The organism is Pseudomonas sp. CP-1 (assembly GCF_021213715.1).
GTDB lineage: Bacteria > Pseudomonadota > Gammaproteobacteria > Pseudomonadales > Pseudomonadaceae > Pseudomonas > Pseudomonas aeruginosa.
Window position 1 is genome coordinate 638,282 of the sequence record NZ_JAJQKY010000001.1, and the last position, 16,292, is coordinate 654,573.

The 16,292-nt window shown below is 69.0% G+C and carries 14 protein-coding genes; 3 read left to right on the top strand and 11 right to left on the bottom strand.

Annotation, left to right across the window (positions count from 1 at the left end; all coding sequences use genetic code 11):
* Nucleotides 1-193: 193 nt before the first annotated feature.
* Both aprA and aprI read left to right on the top strand, forming a co-directional pair.
* The gene (gene aprA, locus LT948_RS03055; protein ID WP_003159842.1) at nt 194-1,633 is read left to right on the top strand and encodes a serralysin family metalloprotease AprA; all 1,440 of its coding nucleotides are present in this window, start codon (nt 194-196) and stop codon (nt 1,631-1,633) included.
* A gap of 246 nt (nt 1,634-1,879) precedes the next feature.
* Complete coding sequence (aprI, locus tag LT948_RS03060) at nt 1,880-2,275, top strand: alkaline proteinase inhibitor AprI (RefSeq protein WP_003082543.1); 396 nt, start codon at nt 1,880-1,882, stop codon at nt 2,273-2,275.
* Between the two features lie 12 nt (nt 2,276-2,287).
* Here aprI and LT948_RS03065 read toward each other — a convergent pair whose 3' ends face one another.
* Nucleotides 2,288-3,913 (bottom strand): methyl-accepting chemotaxis protein, encoded by a 1,626-nt coding sequence (locus tag LT948_RS03065; RefSeq protein ID WP_015503274.1) that lies wholly within the window; start codon nt 3,911-3,913, stop codon nt 2,288-2,290.
* A gap of 239 nt (nt 3,914-4,152) precedes the next feature.
* Between LT948_RS03065 and lhpD the strand changes: the two genes are divergently transcribed.
* The gene (gene lhpD, locus LT948_RS03070; protein WP_096070264.1) at nt 4,153-5,157 is read left to right on the top strand and encodes a bifunctional delta(1)-pyrroline-2-carboxylate/delta(1)-piperideine-2-carboxylate reductase; all 1,005 of its coding nucleotides are present in this window, start codon (nt 4,153-4,155) and stop codon (nt 5,155-5,157) included.
* Nucleotides 5,158-5,260: 103 nt separating this feature from the next.
* On the opposite strand, the gene LT948_RS03075 is transcribed toward lhpD, so the two are convergent.
* From LT948_RS03075 to LT948_RS03120, 10 genes are all read right to left on the bottom strand, one after another.
* The gene (locus LT948_RS03075; protein WP_012614360.1) at nt 5,261-6,841 is read right to left on the bottom strand and encodes an aldehyde dehydrogenase (NADP(+)); all 1,581 of its coding nucleotides are present in this window, start codon (nt 6,839-6,841) and stop codon (nt 5,261-5,263) included.
* 92 nt (nt 6,842-6,933) lie between these two features.
* Nucleotides 6,934-7,851, bottom strand: coding sequence for a dihydrodipicolinate synthase family protein (locus LT948_RS03080; RefSeq protein WP_003105052.1), 918 nt, complete (start codon nt 7,849-7,851; stop codon nt 6,934-6,936).
* 150 nt (nt 7,852-8,001) lie between these two features.
* Nucleotides 8,002-9,036 carry a trans-3-hydroxy-L-proline dehydratase gene (locus LT948_RS03085; protein WP_003082552.1) on the bottom strand — a complete coding sequence of 345 codons (1,035 nt, stop codon included), beginning with the start codon at nt 9,034-9,036 and terminating at the stop codon, nt 8,002-8,004.
* Nucleotides 9,037-9,061: 25 nt separating this feature from the next.
* Entirely contained in the window at nt 9,062-9,784 is a 723-nt protein-coding gene (locus tag LT948_RS03090; RefSeq protein WP_209364652.1) for an amino acid ABC transporter ATP-binding protein, read from the bottom strand.
* Complete coding sequence (locus LT948_RS03095; protein ID WP_003082557.1) at nt 9,781-10,425, bottom strand: amino acid ABC transporter permease; 645 nt, start codon at nt 10,423-10,425, stop codon at nt 9,781-9,783. Before LT948_RS03095 ends, LT948_RS03090 begins: the two co-directional genes overlap by 4 nt.
* A 10-nt stretch (nt 10,426-10,435) precedes the next feature.
* Complete coding sequence (locus LT948_RS03100; RefSeq protein ID WP_073657084.1) at nt 10,436-11,101, bottom strand: amino acid ABC transporter permease; 666 nt, start codon at nt 11,099-11,101, stop codon at nt 10,436-10,438.
* A complete protein-coding gene (gene lhpI, locus LT948_RS03105) occupies nt 11,101-12,843 on the bottom strand; it encodes a cis-3-hydroxy-L-proline dehydratase (protein WP_073657083.1) in 1,743 nt (580 codons plus the stop codon). Before lhpI ends, LT948_RS03100 begins: the two co-directional genes overlap by 1 nt.
* 58 nt (nt 12,844-12,901) lie before the next feature.
* On the bottom strand, nt 12,902-13,723 hold the full coding sequence (locus LT948_RS03110) for an ABC transporter substrate-binding protein (RefSeq protein ID WP_003082561.1): 822 nt from the start codon (nt 13,721-13,723) through the stop codon (nt 12,902-12,904).
* A 257-nt stretch (nt 13,724-13,980) separates the two neighbouring features.
* Nucleotides 13,981-14,778 carry an AraC family transcriptional regulator gene (locus LT948_RS03115; protein WP_003110834.1) on the bottom strand — a complete coding sequence of 266 codons (798 nt, stop codon included), beginning with the start codon at nt 14,776-14,778 and terminating at the stop codon, nt 13,981-13,983.
* Nucleotides 14,779-14,819: 41 nt separating this feature from the next.
* Complete coding sequence (locus tag LT948_RS03120) at nt 14,820-16,262, bottom strand: MFS transporter (protein ID WP_015503268.1); 1,443 nt, start codon at nt 16,260-16,262, stop codon at nt 14,820-14,822.
* Nucleotides 16,263-16,292 lie beyond the last annotated feature (30 nt).

The window sequence follows — 16,292 nt, forward strand, 5'->3', positions numbered from 1 at the left end:
GCATGATTTCATATATGCAGAATTCGTTCGTGCATATGCTTTAAGTGCAGCTTAATTTTTTTCATGAAACCTGTGGACATTGGAAAATGAGCTGTGTCAGTTTGGACTTCGGCCTGATCTGGCCGATAACTGCAATTATCCACCCGATAATTGTATCCGAGTTATTTCCTTTACAACTTAAAGGGATATGACAATGTCCAGCAATTCTCTTGCATTGAAAGGTCGTAGCGATGCGTATACCCAGGTAGACAACTTCCTGCATGCCTATGCGCGGGGCGGGGACGAATTGGTCAATGGCCATCCGTCCTATACCGTCGACCAGGCGGCGGAGCAGATCCTCCGCGAACAGGCGTCTTGGCAGAAAGCGCCGGGCGACTCGGTGCTGACCCTGTCCTATTCGTTCCTGACCAAGCCGAACGACTTCTTCAATACGCCGTGGAAGTATGTCAGCGATATCTACTCGCTGGGCAAGTTCAGCGCCTTCTCCGCGCAGCAGCAGGCCCAGGCCAAGTTGTCGCTGCAATCCTGGGCGGACGTCACCAATATCCACTTCGTCGACGCCGGCCAGGGCGATCAGGGCGACCTGACCTTCGGCAACTTCAGCAGTAGTGTCGGCGGTGCGGCGTTCGCCTTCCTGCCGGATGTACCGGATGCGCTCAAGGGGCAATCCTGGTACCTGATCAACAGCAGCTACAGCGCCAACGTCAATCCGGCCAACGGCAACTACGGACGCCAGACGCTGACCCACGAGATCGGCCATACCCTGGGCCTGAGCCACCCCGGCGACTACAACGCCGGCGAGGGCGATCCCACCTACGCCGACGCTACCTACGCCGAGGACACCCGCGCCTATTCGGTGATGAGCTACTGGGAAGAGCAGAACACCGGCCAGGACTTCAAGGGCGCCTATTCCTCGGCACCGCTGCTGGACGACATCGCGGCGATCCAGAAGCTCTACGGGGCCAACCTGACCACCCGCACCGGCGACACGGTGTACGGCTTCAACTCCAACACCGAGCGCGACTTCTACAGCGCCACCTCGTCCAGTTCCAAGCTGGTGTTCTCGGTGTGGGACGCCGGCGGCAACGACACCCTGGACTTCTCCGGCTTCAGCCAGAACCAGAAGATCAACCTCAACGAGAAGGCGCTGTCCGATGTCGGCGGGTTGAAGGGCAATGTGTCGATCGCTGCCGGGGTCACCGTGGAAAACGCCATCGGCGGCTCGGGTAGCGACCTGTTGATCGGCAACGACGTGGCCAACGTGCTCAAGGGCGGCGCCGGCAACGACATCCTCTACGGCGGCCTCGGCGCGGACCAGCTGTGGGGTGGCGCGGGAGCCGACACCTTCGTCTACGGCGATATCGCCGAGTCCTCCGCGGCGGCGCCGGATACCCTGCGCGACTTCGTCAGCGGCCAGGACAAGATCGACCTGTCCGGGCTGGACGCCTTCGTCAACGGCGGGCTGGTGCTGCAATACGTCGACGCCTTCGCCGGCAAGGCCGGCCAGGCGATCCTGTCCTACGACGCGGCGAGCAAGGCCGGCAGCCTGGCGATCGACTTCAGCGGGGATGCCCATGCCGATTTCGCGATCAATCTGATCGGCCAGGCGACCCAGGCCGACATCGTCGTCTGACGCGCTGACACGGGCGCGGTTCGGTGCGGCGGTACGAACCGCGGCCCTTCGGCCGGCCGGGCACTGTTCGAATTGATAGGTGTCTTCCACAGGAGCGAAGTTGTGAACTGTGGCGCGCCCGTGGGCCGGCGACCCGGCGGACGAACGGAGGCCCGCGGCGCCTGGCGCGCGCTGGCGTTCGAAGCGAGGATGGCGGGCGGCGTTCGCCGTGTTATCCGATGTTCCAGGCTTGAAGGAGATCTCTCGATGTCGGCAAGCGCGAAGCTCTCCAGGATGGTTTGCTTGCTCTGCGGTTTTTTCAGCACAGGTATCAGTATGGCCAGCAGTCTGATTCTTCTCAGCGCTTCCGATCTCGCCGGGCAATGGACCCTGCAGCAGGACGAGGCGCCCGCGATCTGCCACCTGGAGCTGCGCGACAGCGAAGTGGCGGAAGCCAGTGGCTACGACCTGGGTGGCGATACCGCCTGCCTCACGCGCTGGCTGCCCAGCGAGCCGCGCGCCTGGAGGCCTACCCCGGCCGGGATCGCGCTGCTCGAACGCGGCGGCCTGACCCTGATGCTCCTCGGTCGCCAGGGCGAGGGCGACTACCGGGTGCAGAAGGGCGACGGCGGGCAGTTGGTGCTGCGCCGCGCGACGCCCTAGCTCGCCTGCGGGTCAGACCACGAAGCGACCGATCATGCCCTTGAGGTCGTTGGCCAGGCGCGACAGCTCGTGGCTGGCGCCGCGGGTCTGCTCGGCGCCCTGGGTGGTCTGCACGGCAACGTCGCGGATGTTCACCAGGTTGCGATCGACCTCGCGGGCGACGTGGGCCTGCTCCTCGGCAGCGCTGGCGATCACCAGGGTGCGCTCGTTGATCCGCGTGGCGTGCTCGGCGATCTCGCCCAGGGCGTGGTCGGCGGCCTCGGCCTCGTCGAGCATCTGCCGGGCGCGCTGGTCGTTCTCGCGCATCGCGGACACCGCGGTGTCGGTGCCCTCGCGGACGCTGGCGATCATGCCTTCGATCTCATGGGTCGATTGCTGGGTGCGGTGGGCGAGGGCGCGCACTTCGTCGGCGACCACCGCGAATCCGCGGCCCTGCTCGCCGGCGCGGGCGGCCTCGATGGCGGCATTGAGGGCGAGGAGGTTGGTCTGCTCGGCGATGGCGCGGATCACGTCGAGCACCTTGCCGATGTCCTGCGCCTGGCTGGCCAGGCCCTCCACCAGGCGCGCAGTCTGGCCGATCTCGGTGTTCATCTGGCGGATCGAGCGGACGGTCTGTCCGACCCGTGCGCGGCCGTTGCCGGCGGCCCGTTCCGAGAGACTGGAGGCCTCGGCGGTGGAGCTGGCGTTGCGCGCGACCTCCTCGACCGCCGCGCTCATTTCGTTGACCGCGGTGGCGGCCATCTCGATCTCATCGTTCTGCCGGGCCAGCGACCGGTTGCCTTCCTCGGTCACCGCGTTCAGTTGCTCGGCAGCGGCGGCCAGCAGCGCAGCGGAATCGCCGATTTGCTCGATGGTGTCGTGCAGGCTGGCCTGCATGCTGCGCATGGCCTTCATCAGTTGCGCCGGCTCGTCGTCGCCGTCGCTGGCGATCTCGCCGGTCAGGTCGCGGGCCGCGATGCGGTCGGCGCAGGACACCGCCTGGCGGATCGGCACGACGATGCTGCGGGTCAGCAGCCAGGCGATCGTCACGCTGGCCGCCAGGGCCACCAGCAGCACCGCGAGGATCGCGGTGGAGGCCCGGGAGTAGACATCGGCGGCTTCGGCGGTGGAGGCGCGGGCGGCCTCGCGGTCGAGGGCGATGAGTTGCTTCAGGGTCCGCTGCACCTGCTCGTAGCGCTGCAACTGGGCCCCGCCCATCAGCACGCTGGCTTCGTCGGTACGGTTGTCACGGGACAGCGCGAGCAGGGCGGCGTGTCCTTCGAGGTACTCCTGCTGGCGCTGGACGAACTGGTCGAGCAACGCGCGCTCCTCGTCCAGGACCAGCAAGGGGCGGTATTCCCTTTCCACCCTGGCGAGGGTAGCGATGACCTCGTCCATCCGTTGTTCCTGCTGGCGCATGCGCGTGGCGTCGTGCAGCAGCACGTGGTTCATCTCGCCGAGGCGCAGTTCGCTCATCAGGCCGCTGAGCTGGGCCGAGGCTTCGACGCTGGGCAGCCAGACCTCGCCGATATCCTTGGCGGCGCGGTTCAGCGAACCCATGCGGTTGTGCGCGAAGAGGCCGAGCGCCACCAGCAGCGAGGCGAGGATGGCGAAGCCGATGACGGCGCGTGGGGTGATGGCGATACGACGAAGAAGCATGGGGTGGTCTCCGACCGGGCTGTGGGAAGGTGCTTGGTCCTGTAGCGGGGCGCGGAGGGGTTTCTTGAGGGGCTGCGGGGCTATTTGGAATTGCCTTACATGATTGATAGGAATTTTCTGTAAGTTTTCGATGTGCTCGAGCCGGTTGTGCCGTTTTCGGCATGCTCAGGGTCGATTGAGGTCAAGAGAAGGCTGTCGCGGCAGGCCACCCTAGGGATTGGTCGAACAAGGAGAAGCCCGTGATCCGAATGACGCTGGACGAGGTCCGCGAGCTGGCCGTGCGCATCCTGCGCCGGCACGCTTTCAGCGAAGCCCATGTACAGGCGGTGGCCGATACCCTGGTGGCGGGGGAGCGCGACGAATGCGCCTCCCACGGTATCTGGCGGTTGCTCGGCTGCATCGCCACCCTGAAGGCCGGCAAGGTATCCGCCGACGCCGAGCCGGAACTGCACGACATCGCTCCCGGCCTGCTGCGGGTCGACGCCCATGGCGGGTTCTCCCAGTGCGCATTCCGGCTGGGGCTGCCGCATCTGCTGGAGAAGGCCCGCAGCCAGGGTATCGCGGCGATGGCGGTGAACCGCTGTGTGCATTTCTCCGCGCTATGGGTTGAGGTCGAGGCACTCACCGAGGCGGGCCTGGTGGCCCTGGCGACCACGCCGAGTCATGCCTGGGTGGCGCCGGCGGGCGGACGCAAGCCGATCTTCGGCACCAACCCGATCGCCTTTGGCTGGCCGCGTCCGGACGGCCTGCCGTTCGTCTTCGACTTCGCCACCAGCGCCGTGGCGCGTGGCGAGATCCAGTTGCACGAACGCGCCGGCAAGCCGATCCCGCTGGGCTGGGGGGTGGACGAGCAGGGCGAGCCGACCACCGATGCCAGCGCCGCGTTGCGAGGCGCCATGCTCACTTTCGGCGGGCACAAGGGCTCGGCCCTGGCGGCGATGGTCGAACTGCTCGCCGGTCCGCTGATCGGCGACCTGACCAGTGCCGAGTCGCTGGCCTACGACGAGGGCAGCCGTTCTTCTCCCTACGGTGGCGAACTGCTGATCGCCATCGATCCGCGGCGCATGCTCGGCGCCTCGGCGGAGGAGCACCTGGCGCGCGCCGAGACGCTGTTCGAAGGCATCGTCGAACAGGGCGCGCGCTTGCCCTCGCAGCGACGCTTCGAAGCGCGCGAACGCAGCGCCAGGGACGGTGTGACGATTCCCGAGGCGTTGCACCGGGAGCTGCTGGCGTTGCTGGAGTGAGCGCAAGGCGAGGGGCCGACCGGACAGCGTGGCGCAACGAGGACGACTGCGTAGGGCGGATAGCGCCAACGGCGCTATCCGCCATCCAGGCTCCCAGGCGTGCTCAATCCAGCGCCTCGCGCGTGCTCCGGCCATCGACCAGGCGCAGCAGGCCCAGCGGGTTGGCGTTCTTCAGGGCGTCCGGGAGCAGGCTGTCGGGGTAGTCCTGGTAGCACAGCGGGCGCAGGAAACGCTCGATGGCCAGGGTTCCCACCGAGGTGCCGCGAGCGTCGGAGGTGGCCGGGTAGGGGCCGCCGTGGACCATGGCGTCGCACACCTCGACGCCGGTCGGATAGCCGTTGAATAGCAGGCGCCCGGCCTTGCGTTCGAGCAGCGGGACCAGCCCGGCGAACGCCGCGAGGTCGTCCGCTTCGCCGATCAGGGTCGCCGACAACTGGCCGTGCAGGTTGTCCAGCGCGCGGGCAAGCTGTTCCTCGTCGGCCGCCTCGACGACCACGGTGGCCGGGCCGAACACCTCTTCCTGGAGCAGTTCGTCGCCTTCCAGCAACAGGCCCACGTCGGCCTTGAACAACTGCGGATGGGCCTGCCGTCCTTCCTGTGGCGCGCCGGCCAGGCGCCGGATGCCGGGATGGCGCTCCAGGCGTTGCAGTCCTTCGACATAGCTGCGCAAGGTACCGGCGTTAAGCATGCTCTGTGCCGGCCTGGCGGCCAGTGCCTCGCCCAGGGCCGCGACGAAGGCGTCGAAGCCGGGGGAGCGCAGGCCAAGCACCAGGCCCGGCTTGGTGCAGAACTGGCCGCAGCCGAGCGTCACCGAGGCGGCCAGCTCCTCCGCCACCTGCCGGCCGCGCCGGCGCAGGGCTTCGGGGAGCACCACCAGCGGATTGATGCTGCTCATCTCGGCGAACACCGGGATTGGCTGCGGCCGCGCCGCTGCCAGGTCGCACAGTGCGCGCCCGCCCTTGAGCGAACCGGTGAAGCCGACCGCGCGGATGGCCGGATGGCGCACCAGCGCCTCGCCGACGCCGCTGCCGTAGACCATGTTGAATACCCCGGCCGGCATGCCGCTGTCGGCCGCCGCCTGGAGGATCGCGTCGGCCACGCATTCGGCTGTGGCCATGTGTCCGCCGTGGGCCTTGACCACCACCGGACAGCCGGCGGCCAGGGCGGCGGCGCTGTCGCCGCCGGCGGTGGAAAAGGCCAGCGGGAAGTTGCTGGCACCGAACACCGCCACCGGGCCGAGACCGATTCGCCACTGGCGCAGGTCGGGGCGCGGCGGGGTACGCCCGGGTTGTCCTCGATCGATGCGCGCGCCGTGGAAGTCGCCACGCCGCAGGACTTCGGCGAACAGCCGCAACTGGTTGGCGGTACGTATCCGTTCGCCCTGGATGCGTGCGGCGGGCAGCGCGGTCTCGCGACTGACCAAGGCGACGAAGTCGTCGCCCAGGGCGTCGAGGCGCGAGGCGATCGCCTCGAGGAATCCGGCGCGGCGCGTGGCGGACAGTTGCCGGTAGTGTGGATAGGCGCGTTCGGCGGCGCGGGCGGCGGCGTCGACCTCCGCCTCGGTGGCCTGGACGAAGGCGTAGGGCAGCGCTTCGCCGCTGTCGGCGTCGAGGCTGCGCAGGATGAGGTTGCCGGCGGCGCTGCGAGCGCCGCCAACGTAGTTGTGACCGAGGATGCTGGGCATGGGGCCTCCCTGGGGACGGTGGACGGAATGCTCTGCCGCTGGCCCTCGCCGGCCGCTCCCCGGGGAGCGAGGCGGCGAGGGCGGGGCGTCGGCTACAAGCCGACGTCCGGCAGCGCCGGCCGGCTGGCCAGGGCCTTGGCCATGATCCGCTCGACGTGCTCGCGATCGGCGCCGCGCAGGGCCAGGCGCGGTGGACGGGTGAGGGCGCTGCCGCGACCGGCGAGTTGCTCGCAGAGCTTGATGCACTGCACCAGGTCGGGACGGGCGTCGAGATGGAGGATCGGCATCAGCCACTCGTAGATCGGCATCGCCTCGGCGAAGCGCCCGGCCCTGGCCAGGCGGAAGATGGTCTCGCCTTCCTTCGGGAACACGTTGGACATTCCCGAGATCCAGCCCTGGGCACCCACCGCCACGCTTTCCAGGACCACGTCGTCGAGCCCGGCGAAGAGGATGAAGCGCTCGCCCACCTGGTTGCGTACGTCGATGAAGCGGCGGGTGTCGCCGGAGCTGTCCTTGAAGCAGACGATGTTCTCGCAGTCGGCCAGGGAAACCAGGATGTCCGGGGTGACGTCGTTCCGGTAGATCGGCGGGTTGTTGTAGACCATCACCGGCAGGTCGGTGCCGCTGGCCACGCTGCGGAAATGCTCGGCGGTCTCGTGCGGCTTGGAGGAATAGACCAGCGCCGGCATCACCATGATGCCGTCGACGCCGACCCGCTCCACCGCCTTGGCCACCTTCGCCGCGCCGGCGCTGGTGAACTCGGCGATCCCGCAGATCACCGGCACGCGGCCGCCGGAGGCATCCTTGGCGACCTCGGTGACGGCCATCTTCTCCTCGATGGTCAGCGAGGTGTTCTCGCCGACGCTGCCGCATACCACCAGCCCGGACACGCCGTCGCGTACCAGGTTGGAGATGACCGTGTGGGTTTCCTCCAGGTTCACCGAGAAATCGGCGTTGAATTGGGTGGTGACCGCGGGGAATACGCCGCTCCAGTTGACGTGCTTGCTCATGGTTTCTCCTTTTTTCGTATTTCGTATACGAATTCAATCGGACCGCTGCGGTCCGAGTCACAGGGCGACGGCAGCGTTCGCCGTCGTGGGCGATCCGGTACGCGCCGGATCGGTTTCCGCCCGGCCGCTGCCTGCGGTCGGGCGGGGTGGTCAGCAGTGGCCGCCGGGCCAGGTGTCGGACAGCCGATAGCCTTGCGGCCAGGGATCGTCCGGGTCGAGCAGGTACTGGTGGATGCCGGTGATCCAGGCCCGCCCGGACAGGCACGGGAGGATCGCCGGACGGCCGCCGAGTTCGGTCAGCGACTCGATGTGGCAGTGGAATTCCGAACCGATGATGGAGCGCCCGACGAAGCGTTCGCCGACCCGCAGCTGGCCTTTCGCCTGGAGCACCGCCATCCGCGCCGAGCAGCCGGTGCCGCAGGGCGAGCGGTCGATCTTGCCGGGGCGGATGACCACCGCGTTGCTCGCGCCGAGGACACCGTCGCGGCGCTCCGGCGGCGCGGCCAGCTGGCAGAAGGACAGATGGTCCCAGTCCGGGTTGGTCGGGTGGCGGAAGCCCAGTTGTTCGTTGGCCGCGTGGGTGATCTTCAAGCCGGTGGCGACCAGCTCGGCGGCCTCGTCGGCGCGCAGGGCGAAGCCCAGGCGCCGGGCGTCGGCGATGACGAAGCTGTCGCCGCCGTAGGCGGTGTCGACCTGTAGCGAGCCGAGGCCCTCGACTTCGATCCAGGCGTCGAGGCGGTCGGCGAACGACGGCACGTTGCGGATTTCCACCCGCTCGGCCTTGCCGTCGCGGCATTCCGCGCGGGCCTCGATCAGCCCGCCCGGCGCTTCCAGCAGCAGCCGGGTCAGCGGTTCGCGCATCGGCAGGATGCCGCTGTCGAGCAGTACGGTGGCCACGCACAGCGAATTGGAACCGGACATCGGCGGGGTGTCGGCCGGTTCCATGATGATCCAGCCCATCTGCGCGCGCGGGTCCTTGGCCGGCACCAGCAGATTGGCGTGGCGGAACACCCCGCCGCGCGGTTCGTTGAGGACGAAGTTGCGCAGGTCCTGGTCTCTGGCGATCCAGCGCGACTGTTCCCAGAGGGTGGCGCCGGGCGGCGCGGCGACGCCGCCGACGATCACGTCGCCGACCTCGCCTTCGGCATGGCAACTGACGATGTGGACGATCCGCTGCGAACGCATGGCTATCTCCTGTGCGGGGGCGGGCTCAGAGCACCGAGCGGAGGAATTCCACCGTCTCCGGCCGCTGCGGGTTGCCGATCACCTGGTCGGGGGGGCCGATCTCGTGGACCAGGCCATTGCGGAAGAACGCCACCCGGTCGGACACGTCGCGGGCGAAGCGGATCTCGTGGGTGACCAGGACCATGGTCATGCCTTCTTCGGCGAGCAGGCGCATGGTGTCCAGCACCTCGCCGACCAACTGCGGGTCGAGCGCCGAGGTGGCTTCGTCGAACAGCATGTAGTCCGGCGACATCGCCAGCGCCCGGGCGATCGCCATGCGCTGTTGCTGGCCGCCGGAAAGGCGCTGGGGGAAGACCTTGAGCTTGTCGCCGAGACCGACGTGGGTAAGTTGCTTCAGCGCCATCGCCTCGGCTTCGGTGCGGCTCTTGCCGAGCACCTTGCGCGGCGCGAGCATGACGTTTTCCAGCACGGTCAGGTGGGGGAAGGCGTTCCACTGCTGGAAGACGATGCCGATCTTCCGCCGCAGGCGGTTGAGGTCGGTGCCGCGGGCATGCACGTCGATGCCGTCGACGCGGATGCTGCCGCGCTGGATCGGCTCCAGGCCGTTGATGCACATCAGCAGGGTCGACTTGCCGGAACCGGAGCCGCCGATGATCGACAGCACCTCGCCCTTGTCCACCCTCAGGTCGACGCCCTTGACCACCTCGAACTGGCCGTAGGCCTTGTGCACGCCGCTGATCTCGATCATTGCTGCCATCTCCGTTCCAGCCGGGCGCCGAGTCGCGCGACCACCCAGCTCATGAGGTAATAGACGAGCCCCGCGATGCAGAGCACGAAGAGCGGTTCCTGGATGCGCGTGACGATGGTCTGCGAGGCGCGCAGCAGTTCGACGATGCCGATCCAGAGCACCAGCGAGGTGTCCTTCATCACCGACAGGGTCAGGTTGACCCAACCGGGGAAGGCCACCCGGGCGGCCATCGGCAGGACGATGTGGAACAGGTCCTGGCGATAGCTCAGGCCCAGCGAACGCGCCGCCCGGCGCACGCTCGGCGGTACCGAGAGGACGCCGCCGCGGACCACCTCGGTGCAGTAGGCGGCGGCGTACACGCCGAGCACCAGGCAGGCCACGGCGAAGGCGCTCCAGTCGAGGCCGAGGATGCTCTTGAAGGAATTGAGCAGGACGAACTGGATCAGCAGCGGCACGCTGCGGAATACGTCGAGCAGCGCCGCCAGCGGCAGGCTGGCGCGTGGCAGCAGGGCGCGGAGCAGGCCGAAGACGACACCCAGCAGGGTGCCGATCAGCATCGCCATGGCGGTGATGGCGAGGGTGGTCCAGGCGCCTTGCAGGAGGAACAGCAGGTCGTTGGCGGTGAGGCTGGTGGTGAACACGGCATTCCCCTCAGTAACGGAACAGGCGCCAGCCCAGCAGGCGGGCGGCCAGCACCAGCAGCTTGGCCATGGCGAAGTAGAGGACGGCGGCCAGGGCGAAGTATTCGAAGGTGCGGAAGGTCTTGACGTTGAGCGCCTGGGTGACGCCGGTGAGGTCGTCGGTCAGGCCCACCACCACGCCGAGGGAGGTCATCAGCATGGCCCAGACCAACTGGTTGGTCAGCGGGTAGAACACCACTCGCAGCAGTTGCGGGATCACCACCAGGCGATAGGCCTGCGGCGCGCTCATGCCCAGCGAGCGGGCCGCCCGCAACTGGGTCTCGGGCACCGCCTGGAGGCCGCCGCGGAAGGTCTCGGCGAGGTAGCCGGCGTTGTTGAAGGTGACCCCGGCGAGCAGGGCGAACCAGGAACTGACGTGCAGGCCGAAGGAGCCCAGGCCGAAGTAGAGGATGTAGATCTGGAACAGCGCCGGGGTATTCCGCGCGAGGGAGATCCAGGCCCCGGCGGCGGCGCGCAGCGGGCGGTTGCCGCCGAGCCGGGCGAAGGCCAGGAGCAGGGCGATGAGGATGCCGAAGAGCATCGACAGCGCGGTGACCTGGAGCGTCACCAGGCTGCCGGCGAGCATCTCCGGCAGGGCGTTGAACGCCGAGCGCCAGTGGAAGGTGTAGTCGAACATCAGCAGTCCTCGCTCAGCCAGGCGGGCAGCCCGGCGGGGGCCCGTCCGCCGACGGCGGCCTCGACGCAGCCGGCGAGGCCGGCGAAGCGCACCTGGCGGCCGACCAGTCCGGGGGCGTAGTGGGCATACTTGGCGGAGTTGGTCATCAGGGTGCGCGCGCCCGGCGGCACCAGCGGTTCGTCGAGCATGCACCAGCAGGTGTCGGTGACCAGCCGCGCGCCGAACGCCCGCAGCGTCGCCAGGTGCCCGGCCGCTTCGGCCTGGGCGACGACCTGCCGGCTGCTGGTGATCACCAGCGCTACCTCCGGGTGTCTGCGGCGGCCGTGGCAGAGTGCGGCGAGCTGGGCGAATTCGCTGGCGGAGAAGTGCGGGTTGCCCAGCGCCACCAGGTCGATCCGCGCCTCGTCGGCGCTGTCCAGCTCGTGCCAGGCGTCGCGCAGGCGCTCGCGACCGACCCGCAGGGTCCGCCGCGGTGCGCGGCCGCCGAAGGCGCTGGCCAGGTCAGGGGCTTCCGGGGTGACGCCGATGACGTGGAACATCGGCACCGAGGAACTGGTGCCCAGCGCCGCGCCGAAGGCCTTGAGCGCGTCGCGGTCCGGCTGCCGCTGCCGCAGGCCGTCGATCGCCGGGATCTGTCCGTCGCAGAGCAGGCCGCAGAGGTAGCCGAGGGTCGGGTAGAAGGCATCGTCGACGCTGCCGAGGTCTTCCACTTCGATCAGTACCCGCGCCTGGCGCTGCTCGTCGAGGTGGCAGCCGGCCAGCGGCGCGCGACCGGTGAGGGCGCAGCAGATATCCATGAAGTCGGCGTACTTGTTGGTGCGTGCGCCGAGCACGCTGTTGGCGAAGAGCACCGCGTTGGACTCGGCCCAGACGATCTGTTCGCCGGCCCGCGCGCTGTCGTCGAGCAGGTAGGGCGCGCAGGTGAAGCTGGGCTGCGCGCCCATGTCGAGATAGGCCTGGGCCAGGGCCGCGGCTGGCTCGCCGAGGGCGGCGGGTACGCCCTGTTCGCGCCAGCGGCGCTGGTCCACGGAGATGGCGTTGAGGGTGGTCGGTACCCGCACCCGGGCACCGAGGTCGCGCAGGGTCTCGGCGAAGCGCAGGCCGGCCGGGCCGGTGTAGATGCAAGCGTCGATGTGCGCGCGCTGGATCTCGACCAGCCGTTGCGCGCCCTGCAACGCCGCCATGCGCAGGACGATGCGCATCGCCAGGCGCGCGGCTTCGCCGTGTTCGCCGGCGAGCAGGGCCTGGTCGAAGGCGTCCAGTCGCGGGCCGGCATCGGTCGCCAGCGCTTCGGCGGGCCGGGCCTCCAGCGGCGGCGGGGCATCGCGGTGGAGTTCCAGGCGACCGTCGGCCAGGCGCGCCCAGGGATAGGCGGCGAGTTCGTCGAAGCGGTCGCCGAGACAGGCGATGGGTAGCGAGCGGCCGAACAGTTCCTCGGCGACGATCGCGCCGAGGGCGAGGATTTCGTCCGGTTCGCGCAGGAGGATCGCCGCCGGCGCACGTCCGCCGAGGATCAGTTCCAGCAGTACGCTGCTGCCGGTGCAGGAGCCGCGCCCACCGGGAATCGCCAGCAGCCTGCCGTGCAGACGGCGGCCGCTGAGCGGGTGGTGGCGGTCGATCACTTCCGCGCTGCGCGGGTCGACGCCGCCCCAGAAGCTCAGGCCGGTCGGTGCGTACAGCAGTTCGCCGGACGCGCTGCCGGCGACCAGGGTACGGGGAACGATGAGGTGTGCGTGCTTCATCGGCGCATCCAGGACGGGGGGAAACGGCGCGGCCCGGCGGCGGACCGCGCCCTCGGCTTCAGCGGTAGACCGCGCTGGTGGTCAGCTCCGGCGCCGTGCCGCCGACCCATTTCTGCGCCAGCTCGGCGTAGCGGCCGGTGCGCACCTGCTGGTTGATGAACAGGTTCAGGTAGTTGAGCAGGCCGTATTCGTTGCGCTTGGCGCCGAGGGCCACGTAGTCGATGTCATAGGGCGCGTCGCCGGCGATCTTCAGGCCCTTGTACTTGCCCGACTTGATCCACGAGGCGGCGACGGTGGAAGAGACGACCGTGGCGTCGATATGCCCCTGGCTGATCGCCAGGGCGGTGTCGGCCTCGGACTGGTAGGCGCGGAAGCTGCCCTTGGCGTCGCCCCAGGCCTTGCTGTCCTTCTCCAGGGCCAGCGCCTCGAAGGTGCCGGCGGTGCCGCCGACCGGGCGGCCCTTGAGGTCCTCGTAGCTGGCGATGCCGGTGTCCTCGCGGGTCAGTACCACCTTGACGAAGGCGAAGTAGGGGATGCTCATGCCGATGGTCTTGGCCCGCTCCAGGGTGTCCGAGGTGGACGCGACGATCACGTCGGCGCGACCCGACACCAGCGCCGGGATGCGGTCGGGAAAGGGCGTCTCGACGATCTCCGCCTTGACGTCCAGGGCCTTCGCCAGGTCGTTGCAGTAATCGACGTCGAAGCCCACCGGGTTGTTCTGCGCATCGCGCGAGCCCATCGGCGGAAAGTCCAGGGTGACGGCGCAGCGCAGCTTGCCGGACTCGATGATGTCGTCGAGCTTGTCGGCCTGGGCGAGACCGGCGAGGGAACAGCCCAGGGCAGCGGTGAGGGCTAGGGCAAGGGTCTTCTTGGTATTCATGGGGGCCTCTGGCGATGCGGTTGAGCGGAAGGGCGGCAAATCCCGTATTTGTGATTTCGTATACGATATTTTAAGCGAGCAATGGCTGTGCCAGAACCTCGTCCGACGCCGATAAAAAATCTTTCGCTGGAGCGCGACCGCTTTGGCTGGCGCGTCGCTGTGCCATGCCGCGCCGGACTGCGCCCCGCTCAGACGCGGCCGGCGGTGTTACAAAAGGGAGCAGGATTGCTACCGCCGCCCCGTGGCGGGGCGAGGCGTTACGCTTTTCGGGGCTGGCGATGGGTCTCGCGGTATTGGCTCGGCGAGAGTCCGGTGAGCGCCTTGAACTGGCGGCTGAAGGCGCTGTGGTCGGTGTAGCCGCAGCGCAGGGCGATCTCGGTGATCGGCGCGTCGCCGGCGAGCAGTTGCGAGGCGGCGCCGAGCCGCGCCTTGTGGATCATCTGCCGTGGGGTGAGCTGGAAGATGCGCTTGCAGTGACGTTCCAGTTGCGCCACCGAGAGCCCGGCGATGGCAGTGAGATCGGCGAGGCTGAGCGGCTGGTCGTAGTGCTCGCGGATATGCGCGTCCACCGCCGCCAGCCGGCCGTAGGCCGGGTGCGCCGACTGCGCCGCCGGCAGGTCGTGGGAGATGCCGGCCATGCCGATGATCGCCCCGTCGGCATCGCGCAGCGCCTGCTTGTGGGTCAGGCACCAGCCCGGCTGGCGACCGGGATAGAGGTGCAGCTCCAACTGGTTCTCCAGCGTCGCGCCGCCGCGCAGCACGCGCCGATCCTGCTCGGCATAGAGCGGACCGAGGCTGGAAGGGAAGACCTCGTCGGCGCTGCGGCCGAGCAGTTCGGCCTTGTCTTTCACGCCGCAGCGGCGTGCCAGGGTGCGGTTGACCAGGACGTAGCGGGCGCGCTCGTCCTTGACGAAGAACACCACGCCGGGCATGGCGTCGAGCAGCGCCTCGACCTGGCGCAGGCTGGCCAGCAGGCTGGCGAGGTCGGCGGGGGGCGGGGCGGCGAGCAGGTCGTGCATCGGGGCGAAGGCCTGGCTGGGGGACCGCGCCAGCATACGGGGCGCCGGCGGCCGGGAACAGGGCCCGGCCGCGCGCCTCAGTTGCCCGGCGAGTCGCAGCGCAATGGCACCGTGCGCACGCGGCGCAGGTAGAAGAGGCAGGTGGCGCCGAGCAGCAGCGTCATCAGGACGAACTCGACGGCCAGGGTCGTCTGCGTCGCTTCCAGGTAGTCGCCATGGCGCTCCAGCCTGTGCGCGAACACCGCGCCGAGCAGCGCCGAGCCGAGGCCGAGGGAGGCCTGCTGGACGGTGGCGAGCATGGCGCTGCCGGCGCCGGCCTGGGCGGCCGGCACCTCCGAGAGGCCGATGCGGAAGAAGCTGCTGACGATGAACGCCTGGCCGAAGCCGATCACCAGGGTCGCCGGCGCCAGGTTGAGGATGCCCGGCTGCGGCCAGACCCGTTGCAGGGTCAGCATCAGGCCGAGCAGGCCGCACATCTGGATGACGCAGCCGAGCAGCAGCAGGCGTACCGGGCCGATCCGCGCCGCCACCCGGGCGGTGAGCAGCGCCGAGACGAAGTAGGAGGCGCCGAGGGCGATGAAGGCATTGCCGGCCTGCACCGGCGAGAGACCGGCGCCGGCCTGCAGGGCCAGGGCAAGGGCGAACATGAAGCCGCTCCAGCAGGCGAAGAACAGGATCGCCAGCAACAGGCCGAAGCGGATGCTCGGCAGGCGCAGCAGCGACGGCGGCAGCAACGGCCAGGCCTGGCGGCGTTCCTGGCGCAGCTCGGTGCGCCACAGCCAGGCCAGCAGCGGCACCGCCGCCGCCAGCAGCAGGGCGCAGGGCCAGGACCAGTGCAGCGATGGGCCGAGAGCCAGCGGCAGCAGCAGGCAGAGGATCAGCGCGGCGAGCAGCAGGGTGCCCGGCGCGTCGACGCGGGCGGCATGCTCGGCGCGGGTCTCCGGTACCCAGCGGCGGCTGCAAAGGAGAATGCCGAGGCAGATCGGCAGGTTGATCAGGAACACGCTGCGCCAGCCGAGGCCGCCGATGTCGGCGGAGACCAGGAAGCCGCCGAGCACCTGGCCGACGACGAAGGCCAGGCCGCCGATGGCGCCGTAGGCGGCTAGCGCGCGGGAATGCGCGTGGCCGCTGAGGCTGACATGCAGGGTGGCGAGGATCTGCGGCACGACCAGCGCCGCGCCGACGCCCTGTAGGGCGCGCGCCACCAACAGCAGCCAGACCGAACCGGCCAGCCCGCAAAGCAACGAGGCGACGGCGAACAGGGCGACGCCGAGATCGAACAGGCGGCGACGGCCGTAGTTGTCGCCAAGCCGGCCGCCCATCGCCAGGCACACGGCGAAGGCCACGCCGTAGACGGCGACGATCAGTTCCAGTTCGGTTTCGCTGGCGCCGAGGGAATGGGCGAGGGCGTCGAGGGCGACGTTGACGATGGAGAAATCGATCATCGGCAACAGTTGCCCCGCCAGCAGGATGCAGAGCCCGGCGAGGCCGAGCCGCGACGACGAGACGGCGCTGGGCATGGGCGGAGTCCTTGTGCGGAAGGGAGTGGG